Below are 18,772 nucleotides of genomic sequence, written 5' to 3' on the forward strand. Positions count from 1 at the left end.
GTTTTGTTCCTTCTATCTATATGCTGGATATAAAAGAAGAATTTGTAAAATGTTTAGCTTTTCCTTTTTCAGTCATCTCCTACAAACTCCCATATTTTTCAGGGACATAGCATGACTAGGACATGAAAGCTCGCATCTTTTGCAGGCCGCTCCATCGCACAAATCCGACCTGATGACTGCAATAGGATTGGCACCGCTTTCATCGATAACCAGAGCTTTTTCTGGGCATACCTCAATGCACTTGTCGCATCTCACACAGCCTATCAGCTCTTTGGTGATCAGCGTGCCCGGGTTTTCCAAAACGGCCATGCCGAAATCTCCAAGATCCGGAATGTCTCTCTTCATTCTCCTTTCTACCTGAGGTTCAGATATTTCCATGGGAAGATGAGGCAAACCATATATGTCCAGCATGTCGTTGTATGAGCTCATCGGCATTCCATATGTCCAGAGGGACAGCTCGATCGAATAAAGATTCTTGAAAGTTTCAGAGGTTGCAAACATGCAGTGTCTGGCTTTCAGCTTCTTTGCGAACTCTTTCAATTCGTCCAATTCAAGTTTGCCAGTAGCGATTTCTCTGGCCATTGCAAGAGATGTATTTCCAAACTGAATGATTTTCTTTGATCCTGGAGAAACCATTCCCACACGCTGAGCCTTTTTGGCATCTACGTATAATCCAGATGCACCGGACATAAAGAATATAGGAACATCCTCAACCCAGAGATCCACTTCTCTCATTAATGTAAGATAACCGGCTCTCAATGCTCCGATGGCCTTTCCCGCTTCAGATACATCTCTTTCACTTATGGAGATTTTATCCTGCAGATGCAGCCTTTCATCAGGCGTAGAGATTTTAGGCATTTTTACCAGACCGCTGGATATCCCGCAGTCCAACGCAGCAATTACTCCCGTGCCTGTGATTCCTTTAGCACATCCGTGCGCAGGACCTTTCGAAACGATTTTTCCATCTTGAGGATTTACAATGTCCCCTTTCACAGGCAGATACTCACTATCAAGCACCCAGGATTCCCAACCGTTTTCTGTAGCATTTACTTCAGAAAGGGTTCCAGGAGCAGCCAGCATCCCCATTTCAATTTGCTGCCCTTCAAGGGCCGGACCGGCGGCTGCAGATCCAGTATATACTTCTCCGTCAACGATCAGCGCCATTTCTGCATTAGTTCCGTAATCTATTACCATACACGGCTCATCTTGTTTCAATGCATCTGTCATCAGCATCATGGCTATAGCGTCAGCACCGATTTCATGGCTTACAGCAGGCGGAATAACTACCGATGCATTTTTCATGTTAGCTAAGCCTAAGTCAGACGCCTGAACGATTTCACCATCTCTTTTCGGAGGAATTATCTTAAGCTCTTCCAGGCGATTTTTTCCTGCGTATGCTAAATCACGGATCTCAATGTTTTGAAAAAGTGATAACTGAAAAGGGTTTCCGCAGACAGCCATTTTGGTTACGCATTCTAAATTTATCTGCAATAATGGAAGAAGTTTGTTAATTGTGTCAATTATCAGTCTGTTGCAGATGTCAGGACCGGCATCCATGGCGAAGTTTACATGATCTATCACGTTGGCTCCGGGTACTGGATGCCTTGTAGTTATGGCGGTAGATACAACTTCATTGTTCTCTCTTTTAATCGCCTGAGCCCTGAAGCCGCTTGTTCCAATGTCTAAGGCTATTGAATATTCAGTCACAGGATCACTTCCGCACAGACAGGACTTTCAATCGGTATTGGTGGTTCATACAAAGACAAACTAGCACTCCATACTGCCATGACAGACACGCCTATCTGCAGCGGGTCATGAATCAGAATCTTCATTTTTTTAAGACCTTCTTCATCAAAAGAGTAAGGCATTCCCGGGGAAGACACGATCGTCCCTTTATTTATCCAGTCTCCTGGTATTTTTCCAGGTGAAGCATTCAGGATTAATGTAGAATTTCTTACAGCTTTTTCAAGGTCATCACATACTTTAAAATCAATATGTTTTTTCTGCAGTGCCCGTGATTTTAAAGGATCAATGTCTGTAATTGTAACTTTTGCTTCCTCTGCTTCAAGCATATCAGCCATTTTGTCTCCGACTCTTCCTGCTCCTATCAGCAGCACTTCTTTTCCCTGAAGTCCATTGGCTGCGATCTTAAGCGCGGTAAAGTATCCTAAAGCTGTGGAGCGTGTATTGTCTGAAAATGTGCTCGTATGAGTGTTGAGTGCTATGAATTCAGCGTCATCAGCCATAAAGACAATGTCTGCTTTGGCTGCCAGTGCATCAGACAGCCCGGCGATATCTGTTCTCTGGGTAATGAATGATTTCATACCAAGATGTTGCAGAATGGAACAGACTGACTCTGTGAATCCTGGTGTAACACCCTTTCCGCTTGTGACTGGAACAACAGCGGTAGAAAAATCTTCCAATGGCATACTATCGGGAATCACACTCACAGCTTCGTATGCCAATCCCTTCATGTCTATGCCTATTGATGATATGAGGGTCCTGTCTCTTTCCACCGATGCATACGGTACATGTTTTATCATCTCTGGTGTTAAGCGGGTAATGTTATCACCTCCGGTGCTGGGTCTAAATATTGTTTGATGTTGTTTTCTTTTAAAATGCATTCAATGCATTTTTGGCGCTTGTCCCACGTGTCTTCTGGCATTTTTCCTTTCGTGATCATTGTTGCGTGCCAGCGGTCTTTTCCAGGTTCATAGTCCGTTATCATTTCCGATGATCCGAAGAGGCCGTATTCTATTCTGGGGTTCTCGACTCCAGCAAACACTTTCTCTCCGCAGGATCTCAGAATTCCATTTTCAAAAATCAGATGTTCATATATTGCTGATCCATCAGCAGGTTGAGGTCCGGAAAGGTTCCCTTTCACAGCTTCGACTAGATGTTTGATGAGATTTACACCGGTTGCATTCAGTATTGCTGCTGGAGTCTGACTTGGTATCCTGGCATCTATTTCCAGTATCTTTAATCCTTTTTTTGAATAAATCGCCTCTACATCCATGATTCCTTTTAACTTGAGGGCTTTGGCAATTGATTCGCCGTATCTTGAAAACGAGTCTAAGGTATCCGGATCAATATTCTGCATGGGGCAGCGGACCATTTTGCAGTCGTACTTGTCATCTAGAACAACCTCTGTCAGAATCATGGATTTTGCGCGGGTTCCATCTCCGATAACTTCTATTGAGATGTTGGGGCCGTCTGCAAATTCTTGTATTACCTCTTTATCGCCCATTCCATGAATTGTGTTCACTGCAGAACTTACATCTTCTGTACTATATGCTTTTCTTACCCCTATACTTCCGCTTTGGCCTGATGGTTTTACAATTACTGGAAAACCGCATTCTGGCCATGGTTTCGGTATTGGGACTTTAAGCTCATCCATAAGTTTATTTGACAGTATTTTTGATGACGAGATGTTGTATGCATTAATGTCGAAGAGCAGATCTATATCAATTTCTCTGGCAATTTCATCGATAGAAATCAGAGTCTCGATATTCTCATTTGCCGGTATCACTGCATCACAGTCACAAAGTATCCTTTTGGCTTTTGATTTTTCTAAATTAATATCCAATATTTCTGAACTATCTGCCAGCGATATAGCTGGTGCCTTTTCATCACGGTCAATCACAAGAGTTTCATATCCTGCTTTTTTTGCAAGATATATGGCTTCCATTCCCTGCAGAAGGCCTCCTATTACTCCTAATTTCACAGAGAAACCCCCGCTTTTTTGCTGTTTTTCCAGCTCTCTATGAGGTTGATGTATTCGTATTTATCTGCTATTTTAACATTAATATCATCTAGAATTGCTTCAATCTGTTCTACAGATCTTCCGCCGTCATCAATGTCAAGTTCATGTTGTGCTACCCCGGCAAGACCCTTACGTGGAGGAATAATGGACGTAATCACGTTTGCCCCTGCGGCCAGCCTGGTCTTTAATCCAGCTACGCCTTCTACGTCTAAGCTGGCAGGTATGAGATTTTTTGGATGTACGAGTCTCATCACTGCAATTGCTTTCAGCTCCTCAATGAACGGGGACGGTGAGTTGACAGACATCGGTGTGTTTTCCTGTGGAACAAAACTCATCGCTCTTACTTGATTTACATTTAATCCTCTCATAGTATCAATGGAATCCGCCCTGTCCTTTACAGATTCTCCAACGCCTATCATTATTCCTTCTTCTGCAAGAAGTCCGTATTTATCAGCCCATTTCTTCTGATTGAGCCTAAATTCATAATCTTGATCAGGCCGCAGTTTTTTGAATAATTCCATATTGTGAGTTTCCTGATAACAAGCGATCCAATCTGCACCGTTTTCCATTAATACTGGGAATAGCCGTTCGGGAATCGCGCCTGGTGAAACCATAAGAGGAATATCCACAGCATTATTCACCATTTTCACTAAGTCAGTAAGTCTGTTGTAGTGATTGTCGTTGTGTATCAGAGGATCTTCACCCATAGTGAGGTCGATTACATGAACTCCGGAATCCTCAAGAGAAGTAGCAAGTTCCAGAATCTCATCGTCTGTTTTTCTATACCTTACGCTGTCTGTATTGGAACTCCTGTAAAAACAAAATGAACAATTATTGCGGCAGTGTGTTGAAAAATATACAAAACCGTAAAGAAAAACTTTATTTCCAAAATATTGAGTTTTAACAGTCCTAGCCGCTTCAAACAGCCGTGCTACAGAGTTCTGATCCTCTGCAGCAAGCAAAGCTTCTATTTCCGTAACAGTTAGATCCTGGCCATCCAGTGATTTCTGAAGTATGGGTGTTATGTCTGCATCTTTCATGCACTGCCTCCTATATATCTAGTCTGACTCCTCTGAGGTAGATTAGGCTGCGGCCAGACTTTTTGATGTTATCCATTCCATACTTCATCATGGAAAGGCGCTCTAATCCAAATCCTACTCCTGCCCAAGACTGAGTTATTCCATGGGCCGGGTCTAATTTATGCGGTCCTACAGCACCAGATGCTACTTCCACTCCATCTATCTCTACATCAAGGGTTTTAACATAGACATCTGATTCACACTCTACAAGGCTGTATTCCAGTCCAAGAGCATCCATTATTGTTTTAATATGCACCAAAAGCTGGTCGGCCGGATCATTATCTGGTGCCATCTCTACAAGGTTCAGCATCGTAAATTCTTCTAAGTGGTTGGATCCCTTTGATTCTTTTCTAAAACACGATCCGATTTCAAAGAGCCTAAGCGGGCCTTTACTGTATCTGTACATGTGCCTCATCATGAAATAGAGATTAGGCGCTAGCATAGGCCGGAGACAACGTTTCTCATCTAACCAAAATACTTGTTCATGCAGCGGATGGGATCTATCAATACCCATTTTCTCCAATGCGCTGCGGGAAATTATACTGGGAGTTTTTACTTCAATGAAACCATTATCAACTAAAGCCTGAGCAAGGATAGATTCAATCTGCGACAGTTGATGTCTTTCTGGATAATCCAGCATATGCTTGATATCCTTTCTTACTTTAGACAGATGTTCAGAAGTGATATCCTTAAACACTTCTTCCCTTTCCTTTGTATCGTTAAATATTCTATCTGCTTCGGCAGGTATTCCTAATTCTTTTAGCCTCTGTTTTTGAGAAGCTGTCCATTCAACCGGCATGTTTAAGAGGCCTCCGTTAGAACTATATCATTAAAATTGATGGCGAAGTGCCCGGGAGTTGAACCCGGCTGCCGTGGCTGTAGAGGCCTGGTGGTCCCGGACCAACACTCCACATTGCGGTTAAGTGACGCCCTGAGGCGCAGAATCTCAGGGCGGTTCACTCCCCTGTATTCAATCGTAGGGGGATATGATTGAACAACAGGACTTCTCATGAGGAAATGATGCTCATCTTGTATAGGGTGTATATAAGAGGAGTGAGAAGCCATCTCAAATTTAGAGTTATTTCCAAACTGAGATACGTTTTTGAATCGCATAGTTGACGAGTTCATTTCCTCACACAGAATCTGAAACTTTTGCATATTATTTAAAGATTTCCCTTAAAACCTATGTGGGTCAATAACTTATATTTAAATGTAACTGTTAACCTATATAAACTCTCATTTAATACTATTTAAATGTTTCTAGTCGAACTTATCATTTTAAATACTAGAACATAAATGAACATATAAACGTTTTATACTAGAACAATGGAAGTGTCTAGATGAGCAGCAAAGAAGAAATAATGGCAAGTCTCAAAAAATCAATTGAGACTTGGGACGTCAAGCTTGCTGAATCAGCAGCAAAAGAAGCTTTGGATGCCGGAATAGACCCTGGTGATGCAGTGGAAAACGGTCTAGGAAAAGGCATGGAAACAATCAGCAAACTTTTCGATGAAGCAAAGATCTTCCTCCCACAGGTTTTAGCAGCTTCTAAAGCTATGGAAAAGGCATTAGAAGTTTTCGAACCTGTAATGGTAAAGGGATCTACAAGCTCACGTGGTACCGTAGTTTTAGCTACAGTGCTAGGTGACATTCACGAAATCGGAAAGAATGTAGTAGCAGCCATGCTGAAAGGTGCTGGATTCAATGTAGTAGATATTGGAAGAGATGTAGCACCTGAAAAGTTCCTAGAGGCTGTAAAGGAAAACAAGGCCGATGTTGTTGGTGCATCTGCATTAATGACAACCACAGTAGTGGTTCAAAAGGACATTGTTGACCTGGTCAAAGAAGAAAATGTGAGCGTAAAGACCATTTTCGGTGGAGCTCCAGCTAGTGCAGAGTGGGTTGAGAGTATCGGTGGAGATATGTATTGCCCATCTGGAGCAGAAGCAGTAGAACTGGTCACTAAATTAATCAAGGGGTGAAAGTAAATGGCAGCCAGACCAATCTCAATATATGATACATATGAGAGATTTTTGAAAGGACAAAAAGTCGCGGAAAGTGATTGGGATTACGTCACAATTCCAACAAATGCAACCGCAATGAAAGAAAAATACAACATTAAATTCGGTAAGGAAATCATACCTGAAGACAAAGACCTTAAAAACAGGTTATTCCAAGCAGGTATGGAAATGCTCGTTACCAGCGGATTTTACAACGCTGATATGGGTAGAGTGTTGTATGTAACCGAAGAAGAAATTAAAGAAGGCATCAAAAAGACTCCTAAAAAATTAGTTCTGGGAGAATATCGTGACGCTGCTCGCTTTGAACCAAGGAAGGGAAACTCTTCTACAAAGCCAATCATTCAGGGTGGACCAACAGGTGCTCCTGTTTCTGAGGAAGTATTTATCCAAGTAATGCAAAGCTACGCTCAGGAGGCTACAGTCGATACACTTGTAAACGGTGTAATGGCTACAATAGAAGGACACCCTGCAACAACAAACACACCTTGGGAAATCAAAGCCACATTGGCTGAACTGAGGGCGGTAAAGGAAGCTAGAGTCAGGGCTAACCGTCCATACATGGCTATATAGGGCCCTGAGACACCGCTGTCCGCAGCGGGACGTCTCGCCGGAGATTACGCCATGAGGCCATGCGAAAGCCACGAGTGCTCACAGCTGAACGAACTGAAGATAGATATGGCAGGACTCAACATGCTTGCTGGATGGCAGGCTCAGGGCAACACCATTATGATCGAACAGATGCCTATCTTCGGTGGATATTGTGGTGGAATTGAAGAAACAGCAATTTGTGATATTGCTACAACCCTTGCATCTTTCACACTCTTTGGAGGAAACTTCCACTTAGATGGTCCAATCCACATCAGGTGGGGTATCACAACATCAAGAGAGACTTTACAGGTAGCTGCCCATGCTGCAGCAGCCATAGATGCAAACACAGATCTGTTACTTGCAAACCAGTATTATACAATCGCTGGACCTTGCACAGAGATGTGTCTTCTTGAGACTGCAGCTCAGGCAATGTCTGATACCGCAAGCGGACGTGAACTTCTGTCTGGTTCTGCTGCTGCCAAGGGTGTTGTCCAGGACAAGACCACTGGTATGGAAGCAAGGATCATGGGAGAAGCCTCAATGGCAACATGCGGAATGAAAGTCTCTGAAGTTAACGAGATCCTCGAGAAACTGGTAAGCGAATATGAGCAGAACTACACAAAAGCTCCTGCAGGAAAGCGCTTCCAGGAATGTTACGACGTCAAGAATGTCATACCAACTGATGAGTATGTACAAATCTACAACGGTGCCGTAGCAAAACTCAGGGACCTTGGACTTCCGATGTAAGGATAATTCATAGTTATCTTACATTGCATTCCCAAACCCATTTTTTTTATTTTTTTATATTAAAAGGAGAGATTTAGATGGATGCGGGTAGAAAGAAATTAGCAGCAGCTATCCTTGTCGTAGCCTGTTTGGCGTTATTATGTATCACTTTGGTACCGACAAACAGCTCCCAAGAAGATATAGCTGCAAATCAGGACATAGCATTATCGTCTGGAGAAGAAATGCTTACGCCGTCTGACGAACCTGGATCTTCTGACCAGTCATTCACAGATGATGAGATGAGCCGTTACTCCAAGAACATGGACATATGGTTCATGCTTATGCTAGTTGCCTTTTTGATGATATTTATTAGGAAGTTCGAATGGGGTGTGGCTTTAGCTACATTACTTGTTACAGCAGGTAGCTTTTTATCATATATGGCTATCCAGCAGTTCTATTTTGGCGCTGATATATGGGATCAGTCATTGATGATTCGTGGTGTAATCTGCTCAATAACGGTAGTGATAGGAATCGGTGTATTCTTAGGAACCATAAAGATGTGGCAATATTTGCTAGTTGGTGTATTATTTGCTCCGATATACTCGCTTGTAGAATGGTTCTTAACTGCCGCCCCGTATCTGAATGACCTAGGCATTGGAACTGTTACAGATCCAGGCGGATCAATAATGGTGCATATGTGTGCTGCATACTTCGGTTTAGGAGTTCTTTTAGCATTGCGCGAGAAAAGAGCATTCAAAGAACCTATGTATACAACTACACATAGTGTGACTTTTGTATGGTTAGCAAGTATGCTTCTATTCATACTATGGCCATCATTCGTGACATCTCTGCTTCCTGCGGATCAGGTCACATGGGGGCTTGTCACATGCTATATGTCTGGAATAGGATCCATAATTACAACATATATCATACTGGAGATAACTCAAAAGAAGGTCAATCCGTTGATATATACATACGCCATGCTTGCTGGTCCAGTAGCCATTGGTTCTCCGCTGCTTTTAGTAGATCAGTGGGGTGCATTGGTAATAGGTCTAGTTGCAGGTGCAGTGTCAGCTCTTGCATTCGTTTACTTACAGCCATGGCTTTGTAAGAAGATGGGTGCTGTGGATGTTATGGGCGTCCATAACCTTCACGGAGTAGGTGGATGGATAGGTGCTTTATCAGTAGTTGTTATAACTGGAGAGCTTGTAAATGCCGTTGCTGCCGTATGCGTAGCAGCGCTTGTACTTGTACTCGGTGCAGTAGTTGGATTAATTGTGCGTTTCACAAGAGGAAAGATGACTGATGAAATGCTCTTCTCTGATGATGCAGATTTCATAAAGACAGAAGATCCAAGTCAAACTTACATACAAACAAAATTGGATGAGGATCCTACAAATACTGATGCGCCTGGGCCTGGAACCGCTTGAATATAACCAAGTAATGATGTCCTCCCAAACCCTTTCTTTTTATTTTTATTAAAAAAATATAATGAGTTTAATTCTGCATGGCAGAATTATTGAGTAAGTATGCATCTTAGGATACTTCTTTCACCTCCTCATCTTCTTTTGGCTTTTTAGCCTCCAGATTCACATCTTTTCTATTCATATTCTGCGTAAATATCCATATTGGAATGAATGCTAGCAATACGACTGCACCAACAATAGTCGAGATCGAACCATAGTCCAGTGAATTGAGATAAACTAGACATGGGACCAAGAGCACCAATTCGTAAAAAACCATCACTGCAGCTAAGTATGTCCAGCCCCGTGGTGCTTTGAATGGCCTTTCCAGCTTTTTAAGTTCCGGATCTCTCTTGGATTTGACATAAGCCATTAGAGCGATAGAAACTGCAATGGCATAACCGATTGATGATGCTGCCAGCACTGCTACTGGATTTCCAATTAAGATCAAGAATAGATTGAAGATACTTACTGCAATCATAGCTCTGACGGGCATCCCTTTCTTGTTGGTTTTTACAAATGCTTTTGGAAGGTTTCCTTCGAGTGCCATTGAATATAAAGTTCTCGATCCACCTAAGAAACCAGTTTGAATGATTAGTATCATTGCCCCGATCAGCAAGATCAAAAGTATTGTTGATCCGATATCACCAAAGGTCATCAATGCTAGAGGATATAGCGGATCTAGTTGTGCGTTGAGCACACCGTCTACACCTAATGTACCAATGACTGATGTCTGGGTTAAGAGATATAGGAATAAACATATAATTCCACAGGAGAAAAGCGCTTTAGGAACATCTGAACTGGGGTTTTTATATTCTGGACCATATACTGCAGCAGTTTCCCATGCGCAAGCACTCCATTGTGCTAAACCCATTAATCCAAAGAAGACCGCGAGATCTAGACCATTCCAGCTCCAGCCTGATGGGAACCATGAAGAAGTAACATTGCTCATGTGGAAATCACCAGTGATGAATGGAGCAACTAATATGATGACTAATGGAACTAAGGTAATAAGTGCTAAAATAAGCCCAATTGCCGCTCCACCTGATAAACCGCGGGCTCCAATTACAATCATGACTGCAATAATCATCACACCAATTATCAGATTGAGTGCTAAAGAATTCACATCGCTTAAAGCTGGTACAAACCCTTGCAGATATGTTCCGATAGTCATTGTGAAAATTGCAACCACTGGAGTCCATGCAAACCAGTAACTCCATGCGCAAAATCCACCTATGAATTTGCCCTTATCATATCTTGATTTACTATTCCGATCGGTGAATACTTCTTGTGCACATCCTGCTAATCCAGATGCATTGGGATAAGCTGTTACCATCTCTGCGAATGCAGTGTTCTGCAGAAATCCTTGAATGACTGACATCCCCCAGAGCGCAATAGAAAATGCCCAGAGATAACTTGCTGAATAACCAATGGAAGGCAAGATCAAGATAGGTACACCTAAGGCTATCAACAATCCTTGTTTCCAGTTTATCGTACGGCGCAAGGTAGACTCATTCTCACATTCAGACATTTAGAAGCCTCCAAATATCAGAAATTCTTTACCATTGTTCTGGCTTGCCAGATTCCGGCTACAGTGACCGCAAGCATGAATACAATGAAGGCAATCTCAGAATAGTTTGAGAATAATCCCGCATTGAAGCATGCGTCATATGCCGCCTGTGCAACTTCAGTTTGCATGTTTTACACCTCCATTAGATACTCGCTAAGCATGGCTGATTCTTGCCAAATTCAGTAATTTTGTACTTGTGCAGCAATGCTCCCGCTTTGTATGTGCCATCATCTTGTGCGACTGCAAGTTCTTTAAGCAGGCCGCCTGCAGCAAGTTCAATAATATCGAAATTAATCAAATCCCGACCATATCCACTACCCATTCCATATTCGGACTGGATAACTTTCACGACCTCAGAATTCCAATGCTCTTCACCATCAGAATACAATTCAAGAATTCTGAATTTAATAGGTCTCAATTTAACTTTGGAAGCAGTTCCATTTGCATTGGTTTTTTTGGTATTTGATGATGTTTTTTTAGCTGGTGCTGCTTCCTTGCTGATGAATTCATCAGTTTTTAAAGTCTCTAGACCAATGCTTCCTTCAGTAAACATCACTAAGCTGCCGACAATACAGAGAATTCCTCCAAGAATGATTGTCCAGTCGGGAACTCTGCCCATGAATACAAATAGGAAGATAACTGCACAGATTCCGTATAGATTTCCTACTCCCTGTCCTCTGTTAACACCAATTAAAGTAAACGATTTATACCAAGTTACATAGCAGCAACCAAAAGTTATACCAAGCATAATCAGGACACCGATGGTAAGAGGGTCTAAAATCTGTACTACATAAGTTAATACAGGATAGCCAAGCAGTGCTAATATCGGAATCGCAATGACCCACCAGATAATTCCTTCACCAACGAATCTAAGAGTAATACCGATATCAGGTTCTGCTACATCCAGACCTTTGCTTGCAATAATACCTTCAGTTCCCCAACCAATGGCAGCCATTATTCCTCCAACGTATCCCCAAATGGATCCACCACCGTTGGCTAAATCCTCAATAAGGCCACCTGCATATACTGTAATTCCACCAATTACAATGGCAAGAATTCCCAATAATGCTCTTTTAGAAACTTTTTGTCCAGTAAAATGAGCAAGGATTGAACCTACAACAGGATACATTAATCCTGCTACTGCCGCAAATGCAGCGCCGACAAAACCCATTGCCAAAAACGATCCTAAAACTGCCAGCGGTCCGCCAAAAATCGATGCCAAAAAGAACCATTTTGTACAATGGCGCATCTGTCTAACCGTTCTCCCCATCTCACGCAACTTTCCAAGAGCGCCGTTCCACACCAATAATGCAATAATTACGAAAATAGCATTAAGTCCTGTAATAACTACTGCACCAATCACAGTCGCTAGAGCATCCCCATCTGTAGCAGAAATTGCTGCAGTCATTTGATCAAAAGGATTAATAAGCCAGATCGCTTCTCCTGGAACATACCACAATCCCCAGAAAATCGCACAAAACAAAGCCATCATATATCCGAAGCGTACTCTTTTTTTATGCTCCAACCGACGTGCGTCTTCCAAGTCTTGTTGTACTGGTGACTCCGGACTGGAATCCTCTTTCAAATCTACATCTATCATATGATCTCCCCCATGTTATTTTTTTAAGTTTAAAAAATAAATAAGTCCTAGCTATTTTTACATAGCCAGGACTGGAAAGAGTCTTAGTTCAACGCTGCTTTTAGTTTGTTGACACTGTCTGATGCATTTTCAGCATAAATGTCGGCACCAATCTTATCTGCCCAATCTTGGGTAACAGGTGCTCCACCAACCATGGTCTTAAATTTGTCACGAACGCTGTCTTCTTTTAGCAGCTCTTCGATTCTAATCTGGTTAACCATGGTGCTTGTCATCAAAGCTGAAGATCCGATCACATCTGCATTATGCTTTTTAGCTTCCTCAATAAAGTCTTTAACTGGAACGTCACGTCCTAAGTTGACAACGTTATACCCAGCTATCTTAAGCATAATTGCCACAATGTCTTTTCCAATCGAATGAATGTCTCCTTCAATAGTTCCGATCACAATTGTGCCTAGGCCAGAACCTTCTGAAACGCCCATCTTTTCAAGGTATGGATTCAGAACATCGATACCTGCAGTCATTGCATCAGATGCAGCCACGACATGAGGAAGGAATAGCTGTTTTGCTTCATATTTTGCTGCGATCTCATTCATTGCTTTTGTGAAACCGTTAGCGATAACATCTACAGGATTCATTCCCGCTTTGATTGCTTCCTCAGCAGCTTCAACTGCGGAGTCTGCATCATATTCAAGGACTGCATTTCTGGCCTTTTCTATTATTTCTTCATTAGACATTTAGTATCCTCCTTATAATTGGCCTCTGAATGCCTTGTCTCCTTTTTCGACGATAGCGTTCATATCTTTGAGTATGTCAGCATCGATCGGAGATACAACATGGTCAGCCAGTATTTGTAAAACTTTTTCATGAGCTACAACATCCAGACTCTTACGTCCAGCATTTACCCAGTCTCCCAACATATCTCTGTTGATAATCTGAGGATCAGATGGTAAATCTATGTTTGCCATTGTTGTTTTGTGACTTAGGAAATTATTTCCAACACCGACTTTCTGGATAGCTTCAACGGCAAGGGTCTCTTCATTTACAGGAATTCCCTGCATCACTTTCTTGACCATTGAGATGATATCGTTGTCGATCACTAACTGTTCCATTGAAAATGTCATGCCAAGTTCCAACATACCTGCACCATAAATGGTGTTAGCACCAGACAGAGCGGGAAGAATTGTGGTGATTGTCTTCTCGTGCCCTGCTTGTACATCAGGTACCTTGGCGTCAGCCTATATGCCGGCCACAAAAGTTGGCAATCCGTAGTATTGACCCAACTTGGCGACAGATGCGCTGATCATGCCTAATTCTGGAGAACCAACAGGTGCGGTTCCTCTCTTTATATCGAAGGTTGTAGTAGAGCTACCATACCATACTTTTGCTCCAGGAACAGCTAACTGAGATAATACGATTCCAGCTAGAACTTCTGCATTGTGTGTAACTAGTGTTCCTGCTAGGTAAATTGGAGCAGATCCACCTGACATTGCCATACTCAGGACGTTTGTCGGAATTCCCAGGCGAGCGCCCTTGATAATTACTTGACAGGCATTGCTGCTTAATTCTAACGGGCTTGTTGGACAAACCAGCATAGACATTAATGGCTTCTTTCTTGCTTCTTCTTCATTTCCGCCATATATTGCCTTAGCTAATTCGAAGTAGTATTCTACATTCTCTCCAACAGGATCAATATGATGGAAGTGTTTAGTTGTATTTGTTACAGAAGTGTACATCTCATGTACGTCTTCTTTTCCTTTTCCAGCCCAATCACGAGCAGAAACAGCCAGTGAAAAATAATCTACATTGTCTGCCCAATCCACTAACTTTGCAACAGTTGCAAGGTCTTTATCTGTGGAATCAACAGTCTCGTATTGGCCAGGACCTTTATAGTTACATACCTGAATACCAGTTCCAAAGCAGGTCCAGTGAACTTTTCCTTTGTGTTCCTGAACAAGCTTGTTCTTCTTTTCTCTTCCATATAATTCAAATCTAGATGGAGCAGTAGATAAAGCCCTTCTAACAATGTGTTCGGGTATCTTTACCATTCTTGTCTTTTCGTTTACTTCACATCCTGCATTTTTAAAGATCTGCAAAGCCTCGTCATCAGATACCTGAATACCTGGGTTTTGCAAAACTTCCATCGTGGCGTAATCGATAGATCTTAGACTGTCTTCAGTATAGAGATCTAGTTTCACGCCTTCCAGGATGTTTTTTCCTGGGTAGTAGTGCTTACTCATATATTCACCTCTTTTCTTTTTTCTTACCAATTATTGTTTATCATTATCTAATCAGCTTGGTTGATATATTCCAAATTAGTCTTAAATATCTAAACTGGCGCCAGAAAAATCTAGATGGACCAGGAGGAATCATGTAATCATTTTCAGATGTAATGATATGATCCATCCAGACGTCTGGCATTGTTCAGATTTAAGCTTTAAGTTTCCCCATGTTGCGGAAGTGTTCGCAGCAGTTGATCTTTGTATCAAGGAGCCTCTCGATATTCATCTTGGCAGCTATTCCCTTTGGAACTCCTGGGATTGCTGTGACTACACCGAGACCAAGTTCTTCTCTCAGATCTTTCATGACATATTCATCAGCGAGATCTATTGAAGAAACTCCTAATTTCTTAGCTACGTATTCTTTCGCTTCGGAAATTTTCATGCTTTTGGAATATTCCATCCTGGCGACAAGGTCGCCTGCGGTCCTAATGCCCCCCATACCAGAGCTAACATAGTGTGGAAGAGCCATGCCGGCGGGGTCGCCGACCCCAACCTATATACCGTCGACGCCAGCAATCTCGACCATGGCCTTACTACAGCGAGTCATTGCATCAAGAGAAGGTGTCTCAGTCATTGGTATTCCTCCAACACCCATACCCATGTTTGCATGGCAGGGTATCGGTGACACTTTGACGCATTCTTTTATGAATGTAAGAGCGCGGGCTAGATTCCACGCTAAGCTTTTTCCAGTGTTTGTATTAACAACTGGTCCAAATACACTGGCTCCAGCTTTTGCAGCAAGCTTTACTTGTTGATGTGGACAGAGACCAGCAACGATCTGACCATCATATTCTAACTCTCCGTGAATACCTAAAACGAGTTCCCCGGACATTCCTAAATTAATGTATGCTTGAGGACACTCCTTTCTCAGCATTTCAACTCCCCTGAGAGTTGCTACGAAGTCCCCATCACCTGCAGATGCAGTTGTATCAAAATCAAATCCATCTGCACCAGCAGACATGATCTTTGTTGACACAAAATGAATATCTCTAGCTAGATGGTCTACAGCGGCTTCACATGATTCCCTTGCTTCCTGAATTTTAAATTCTCTCATAAGATCGGCAGGGTTTCCATATGGCCCATCAGGACTGTAGTACAATCCCATGTTTGGCATAGCACCATAGAAATATGGGATTACTAAATTGTTCTGCGCAGTTTCCATAGCCTGCATTTCATTAGCAATAATTGGTTTGACTGGTTTTATACTGTAATCTGCATGTGCTAATTCAAATGTGTCAGCACCCATTGCTCTTTCATGGGTTAATGCACCAGTCAGTCTGCTTATCGGTATGCCTAGACCACTGTTACCAGTATCGCCTTCAAGGTCTATTTGTCCAATATCATATGTAAGGACAACTTCCTTACCAACTTCAACACCAACAGTCCTGTTCGAATCGATTAGAATTTCCAATAAGAAATCTATATCATCCGAGGTTAAGTTTGGTACTGATGCAATATCTGCGGCATCAGCTATTCCCTCATTAATGTCGTCTAAAATTTGCTGGCGACTGAGGTATAGCCTTTTACCATCTCCCCTTCTAATTGGGTATTCTGCCATAATTTCACCTCACTTTTTTACAAGAGATAATGCAACCTGAACAGCGTCATTTGCATTCTCGCCATATCCGTCTGCTCCAATCTTATCGGCCCATGCTTGAGTGGCTGGAGCTCCTCCTACCATGACTTTGACGCCATCGCGTAGTCCTTCTTCCTTCAATTTTTCAATAGCTTCTCTCTGAACTACCATGGATGTGGTCATCAATGCAGACATTCCAAGCATTGTGCAGCCGTTTTTAATCTCATTAATAAACTTTGAAGTTGGTACATCTCTACCTAAGTCATGTACATCAAAACCCGCACACTGGAGAAGCGTAGATACGATTGATTTTCCAATATCATGAACATCTCCTTCTACGGTACCCATAACAACACTTGCAATCTTACTGCTAGCTGATTCTACAGGAAGATCCGCTTCCAGAACTTTGACAGCAGCGGTCATTGCATCAGCCGCACTCAAAACATGTGGTAAGAACAGTTTACCTCTTTCAAAACGGACACCAACTTCGGTCATTCCAGTACCTAGGACTCCAATAATTTCCAATGGATCCATTCCCGCCTTTCTGGCTTTATCTACTGTTGCCAGGAGGTTGGACTTATTGTATGCTACCATCGCATCAAACAATTCTTTTGTTTCAGTTTCGAATTCGCCCATTAGTTCACCTCAATAAATAGTTTGATTTAATAAAAAAATAAAAAGAAAGGGTTTGTAGATGAGCAGATAACTATGAATTATCCATCATTGCAACAAAAATTGTAATAATTTATAATGTTAGTAATTATTTTTTAAAATAATACAAAAATTGCACATATCAACTGATGATCCAACGAGAATTTAATAAAAAATATTCTCACAGTATGCCTGTAACCTTAACTGAGATTAAACATATATAGTTTGGATCAACATCACAAATTCAGGCATGATCATGAATGGTGAAAAGATAATAGACGGGATCTACTGGGTAGGGGCAATTGATTGGGATGTAAGAAGTTTCCATGGTTACTGCACTCCCAGAGGGACTACATATAATGCGTATCTAATTACTGGAGATAAGAACATCTTGGTGGATACTGTAAAAAAACCGTTTCTTAATGAATTGCTAGAACGCATCAGTAGCATTATTGATCCAAAAGATATTGATATCATAGTATCAAACCACACAGAAATGGATCATTCGGGTTGCCTTCTTGAGTTGCAGTCGATTACAGGGGCGACCGTTTTAGCATCTAAAAAAGGTGTTGAAGGTCTAAAAATGCATTTTCCTGATTTGAAAACTGAAGAAGTCAAGGACGGACAGGAAATAAAGTGCGGTTCTAAAACTCTTAAATTCATTGACACTCCTATGCTTCATTGGCCGGATTCCATGTTTACATACATCCCTGAAGATGGGCTTTTATTCAGCATGGATGCGTTTGGTCAGCACTATGCTGTTTCTAAAAGATTTGATGATGAAGCTGATCAGGATATATTATATCAAGAAGCTCAAAAATATTATGCAAATATTATAACCCCCTTCAGTGCCAGGGTTATAAAGACACTTGAAAAAGCAAAAGATCTTGACATTAAAATCTTAGCAACCTCACATGGAGTAATTTGGAGAACAGATCTTGACAAGATTATTTCGCTTTATTCTCAATGGGCATCTAACAATACTCCTCAAAAGGCACTTATTGTCTATGACAGCATGTGGGGAAGTACTGGAATTATGGCAAAAGAGATTGCTGAAGGAATCGCATCAGAGGGTGTAGATGTAGAGATTATAAAGCTCTCTGAGACGGATCGCAGTGAAGCAATGGCTCGTATTTTGACCTCCAGAGCAGTTATCATGGGTACCCCGACTCTTAATAACAATATGTTCCCGACTGTAGCTGATATGGCAGTATACATGAAAGGATTGAGACCGAAAGGACGAATTGGTGCAGCATTTGGATCATTTGGATGGGCTGGAGGAGCAGTTAAGGACCTGCAAAATATTATGAAGGATGGAGGGCTAAATATGTTTTTTGAGCCTCTAGAAGTTCAATATATACCAGACTCTTCTGCAAAACAAAGATGCTTCGACTTCGGTAAAGAGATTGCTTTAAAGATAAAATCTGAACCCTAATCGAGCAGAACTGAGCTCGCT

13 protein-coding genes and 3 pseudogenes are annotated in these 18,772 nt (G+C 41.8%); 4 read left to right on the plus strand and 12 right to left on the minus strand.

Going from position 1 to position 18,772, the window contains the following annotated elements:
- Window positions 1-72: 72 nt before the first annotated feature.
- From H729_RS04280 to pylSc, 5 genes are read right to left on the minus strand one after another with little or no spacing between them, the layout of a single operon-like run.
- Window positions 73-1,707: a methylamine methyltransferase corrinoid protein reductive activase gene (locus tag H729_RS04280; RefSeq protein ID WP_020448773.1), complete on the minus strand. Its 1,635-nt coding sequence runs from the start codon at window positions 1,705-1,707 to the stop codon at window positions 73-75.
- Complete coding sequence (gene pylD / locus H729_RS04285) at window positions 1,704-2,543, minus strand: 3-methylornithyl-N6-L-lysine dehydrogenase PylD (protein WP_020448774.1); 840 nt, start codon at window positions 2,541-2,543, stop codon at window positions 1,704-1,706. The genes H729_RS04280 and pylD overlap by 4 nt, the downstream gene beginning before the upstream one ends.
- An 8-nt stretch (window positions 2,544-2,551) precedes the next feature.
- Window positions 2,552-3,724 (minus strand): 3-methylornithine--L-lysine ligase PylC, encoded by a 1,173-nt coding sequence (gene pylC / locus H729_RS04290; RefSeq protein WP_020448775.1) that lies wholly within the window; start codon window positions 3,722-3,724, stop codon window positions 2,552-2,554.
- Complete coding sequence (pylB, locus tag H729_RS04295) at window positions 3,721-4,803, minus strand: methylornithine synthase PylB (RefSeq protein ID WP_020448776.1); 1,083 nt, start codon at window positions 4,801-4,803, stop codon at window positions 3,721-3,723. The genes pylC and pylB overlap by 4 nt, the downstream gene beginning before the upstream one ends.
- Window positions 4,804-4,813: 10 nt before the next feature.
- Window positions 4,814-5,641, minus strand: coding sequence for a pyrrolysine--tRNA(Pyl) ligase large subunit (gene pylSc / locus H729_RS04300; protein ID WP_020448777.1), 828 nt, complete (start codon window positions 5,639-5,641; stop codon window positions 4,814-4,816).
- A gap of 541 nt (window positions 5,642-6,182) precedes the next feature.
- On the opposite strand from pylSc, the gene H729_RS04305 reads away from it, so the two are divergent.
- From H729_RS04305 to H729_RS04320, 3 genes and pseudogenes are all read left to right on the plus strand, one after another.
- A complete protein-coding gene (locus H729_RS04305) occupies window positions 6,183-6,824 on the plus strand; it encodes a cobalamin B12-binding domain-containing protein (RefSeq protein ID WP_020448778.1) in 642 nt (213 codons plus the stop codon).
- 6 nt (window positions 6,825-6,830) lie between these two features.
- Window positions 6,831-8,198: pseudogene (locus H729_RS09655) on the plus strand (monomethylamine:corrinoid methyltransferase).
- A gap of 77 nt (window positions 8,199-8,275) precedes the next feature.
- Window positions 8,276-9,607, plus strand: a complete 1,332-nt coding sequence (locus H729_RS04320) for an ammonium transporter family protein (protein WP_020448779.1) — start codon at window positions 8,276-8,278, stop codon at window positions 9,605-9,607.
- Window positions 9,608-9,713: 106 nt separating this feature from the next.
- Here the strand turns inward: H729_RS04320 and H729_RS04325 are convergent, their stop codons facing one another.
- From H729_RS04325 to H729_RS04360, 7 genes and pseudogenes are all read right to left on the minus strand, one after another.
- Window positions 9,714-11,171, minus strand: coding sequence for an APC family permease (locus tag H729_RS04325; protein WP_020448780.1), 1,458 nt, complete (start codon window positions 11,169-11,171; stop codon window positions 9,714-9,716).
- Window positions 11,172-11,188: 17 nt separating this feature from the next.
- The gene (locus tag H729_RS09960) at window positions 11,189-11,338 is read right to left on the minus strand and encodes a hypothetical protein (protein ID WP_172618660.1); all 150 of its coding nucleotides are present in this window, start codon (window positions 11,336-11,338) and stop codon (window positions 11,189-11,191) included.
- A 14-nt stretch (window positions 11,339-11,352) separates the two neighbouring features.
- Window positions 11,353-12,810, minus strand: coding sequence for a DMT family transporter (locus H729_RS04330; protein ID WP_020448781.1), 1,458 nt, complete (start codon window positions 12,808-12,810; stop codon window positions 11,353-11,355).
- An 83-nt stretch (window positions 12,811-12,893) separates the two neighbouring features.
- Window positions 12,894-13,544: a cobalamin B12-binding domain-containing protein gene (locus H729_RS04335; RefSeq protein ID WP_020448782.1), complete on the minus strand. Its 651-nt coding sequence runs from the start codon at window positions 13,542-13,544 to the stop codon at window positions 12,894-12,896.
- A gap of 12 nt (window positions 13,545-13,556) precedes the next feature.
- A pseudogene (mttB, locus tag H729_RS04345) lies at window positions 13,557-15,047 on the minus strand ([trimethylamine--corrinoid protein] Co-methyltransferase).
- A 190-nt stretch (window positions 15,048-15,237) separates the two neighbouring features.
- A pseudogene (gene mtbB, locus H729_RS04355) lies at window positions 15,238-16,647 on the minus strand ([dimethylamine--corrinoid protein] Co-methyltransferase).
- Between the two features lie 9 nt (window positions 16,648-16,656).
- Window positions 16,657-17,301 carry a cobalamin B12-binding domain-containing protein gene (locus H729_RS04360; protein ID WP_020448787.1) on the minus strand — a complete coding sequence of 215 codons (645 nt, stop codon included), beginning with the start codon at window positions 17,299-17,301 and terminating at the stop codon, window positions 16,657-16,659.
- A gap of 265 nt (window positions 17,302-17,566) precedes the next feature.
- On the opposite strand from H729_RS04360, the gene H729_RS04365 reads away from it, so the two are divergent.
- Window positions 17,567-18,751, plus strand: coding sequence for an FprA family A-type flavoprotein (locus tag H729_RS04365; protein ID WP_236608653.1), 1,185 nt, complete (start codon window positions 17,567-17,569; stop codon window positions 18,749-18,751).
- Window positions 18,752-18,772: the final 21 nt, after the last annotated feature.

Origin of the sequence: Candidatus Methanomassiliicoccus intestinalis Issoire-Mx1 (assembly GCF_000404225.1) — an archaeon.
In the GTDB taxonomy this organism is placed as follows: Archaea; Thermoplasmatota; Thermoplasmata; order Methanomassiliicoccales; family Methanomassiliicoccaceae; genus Methanomassiliicoccus_A; species Methanomassiliicoccus_A intestinalis.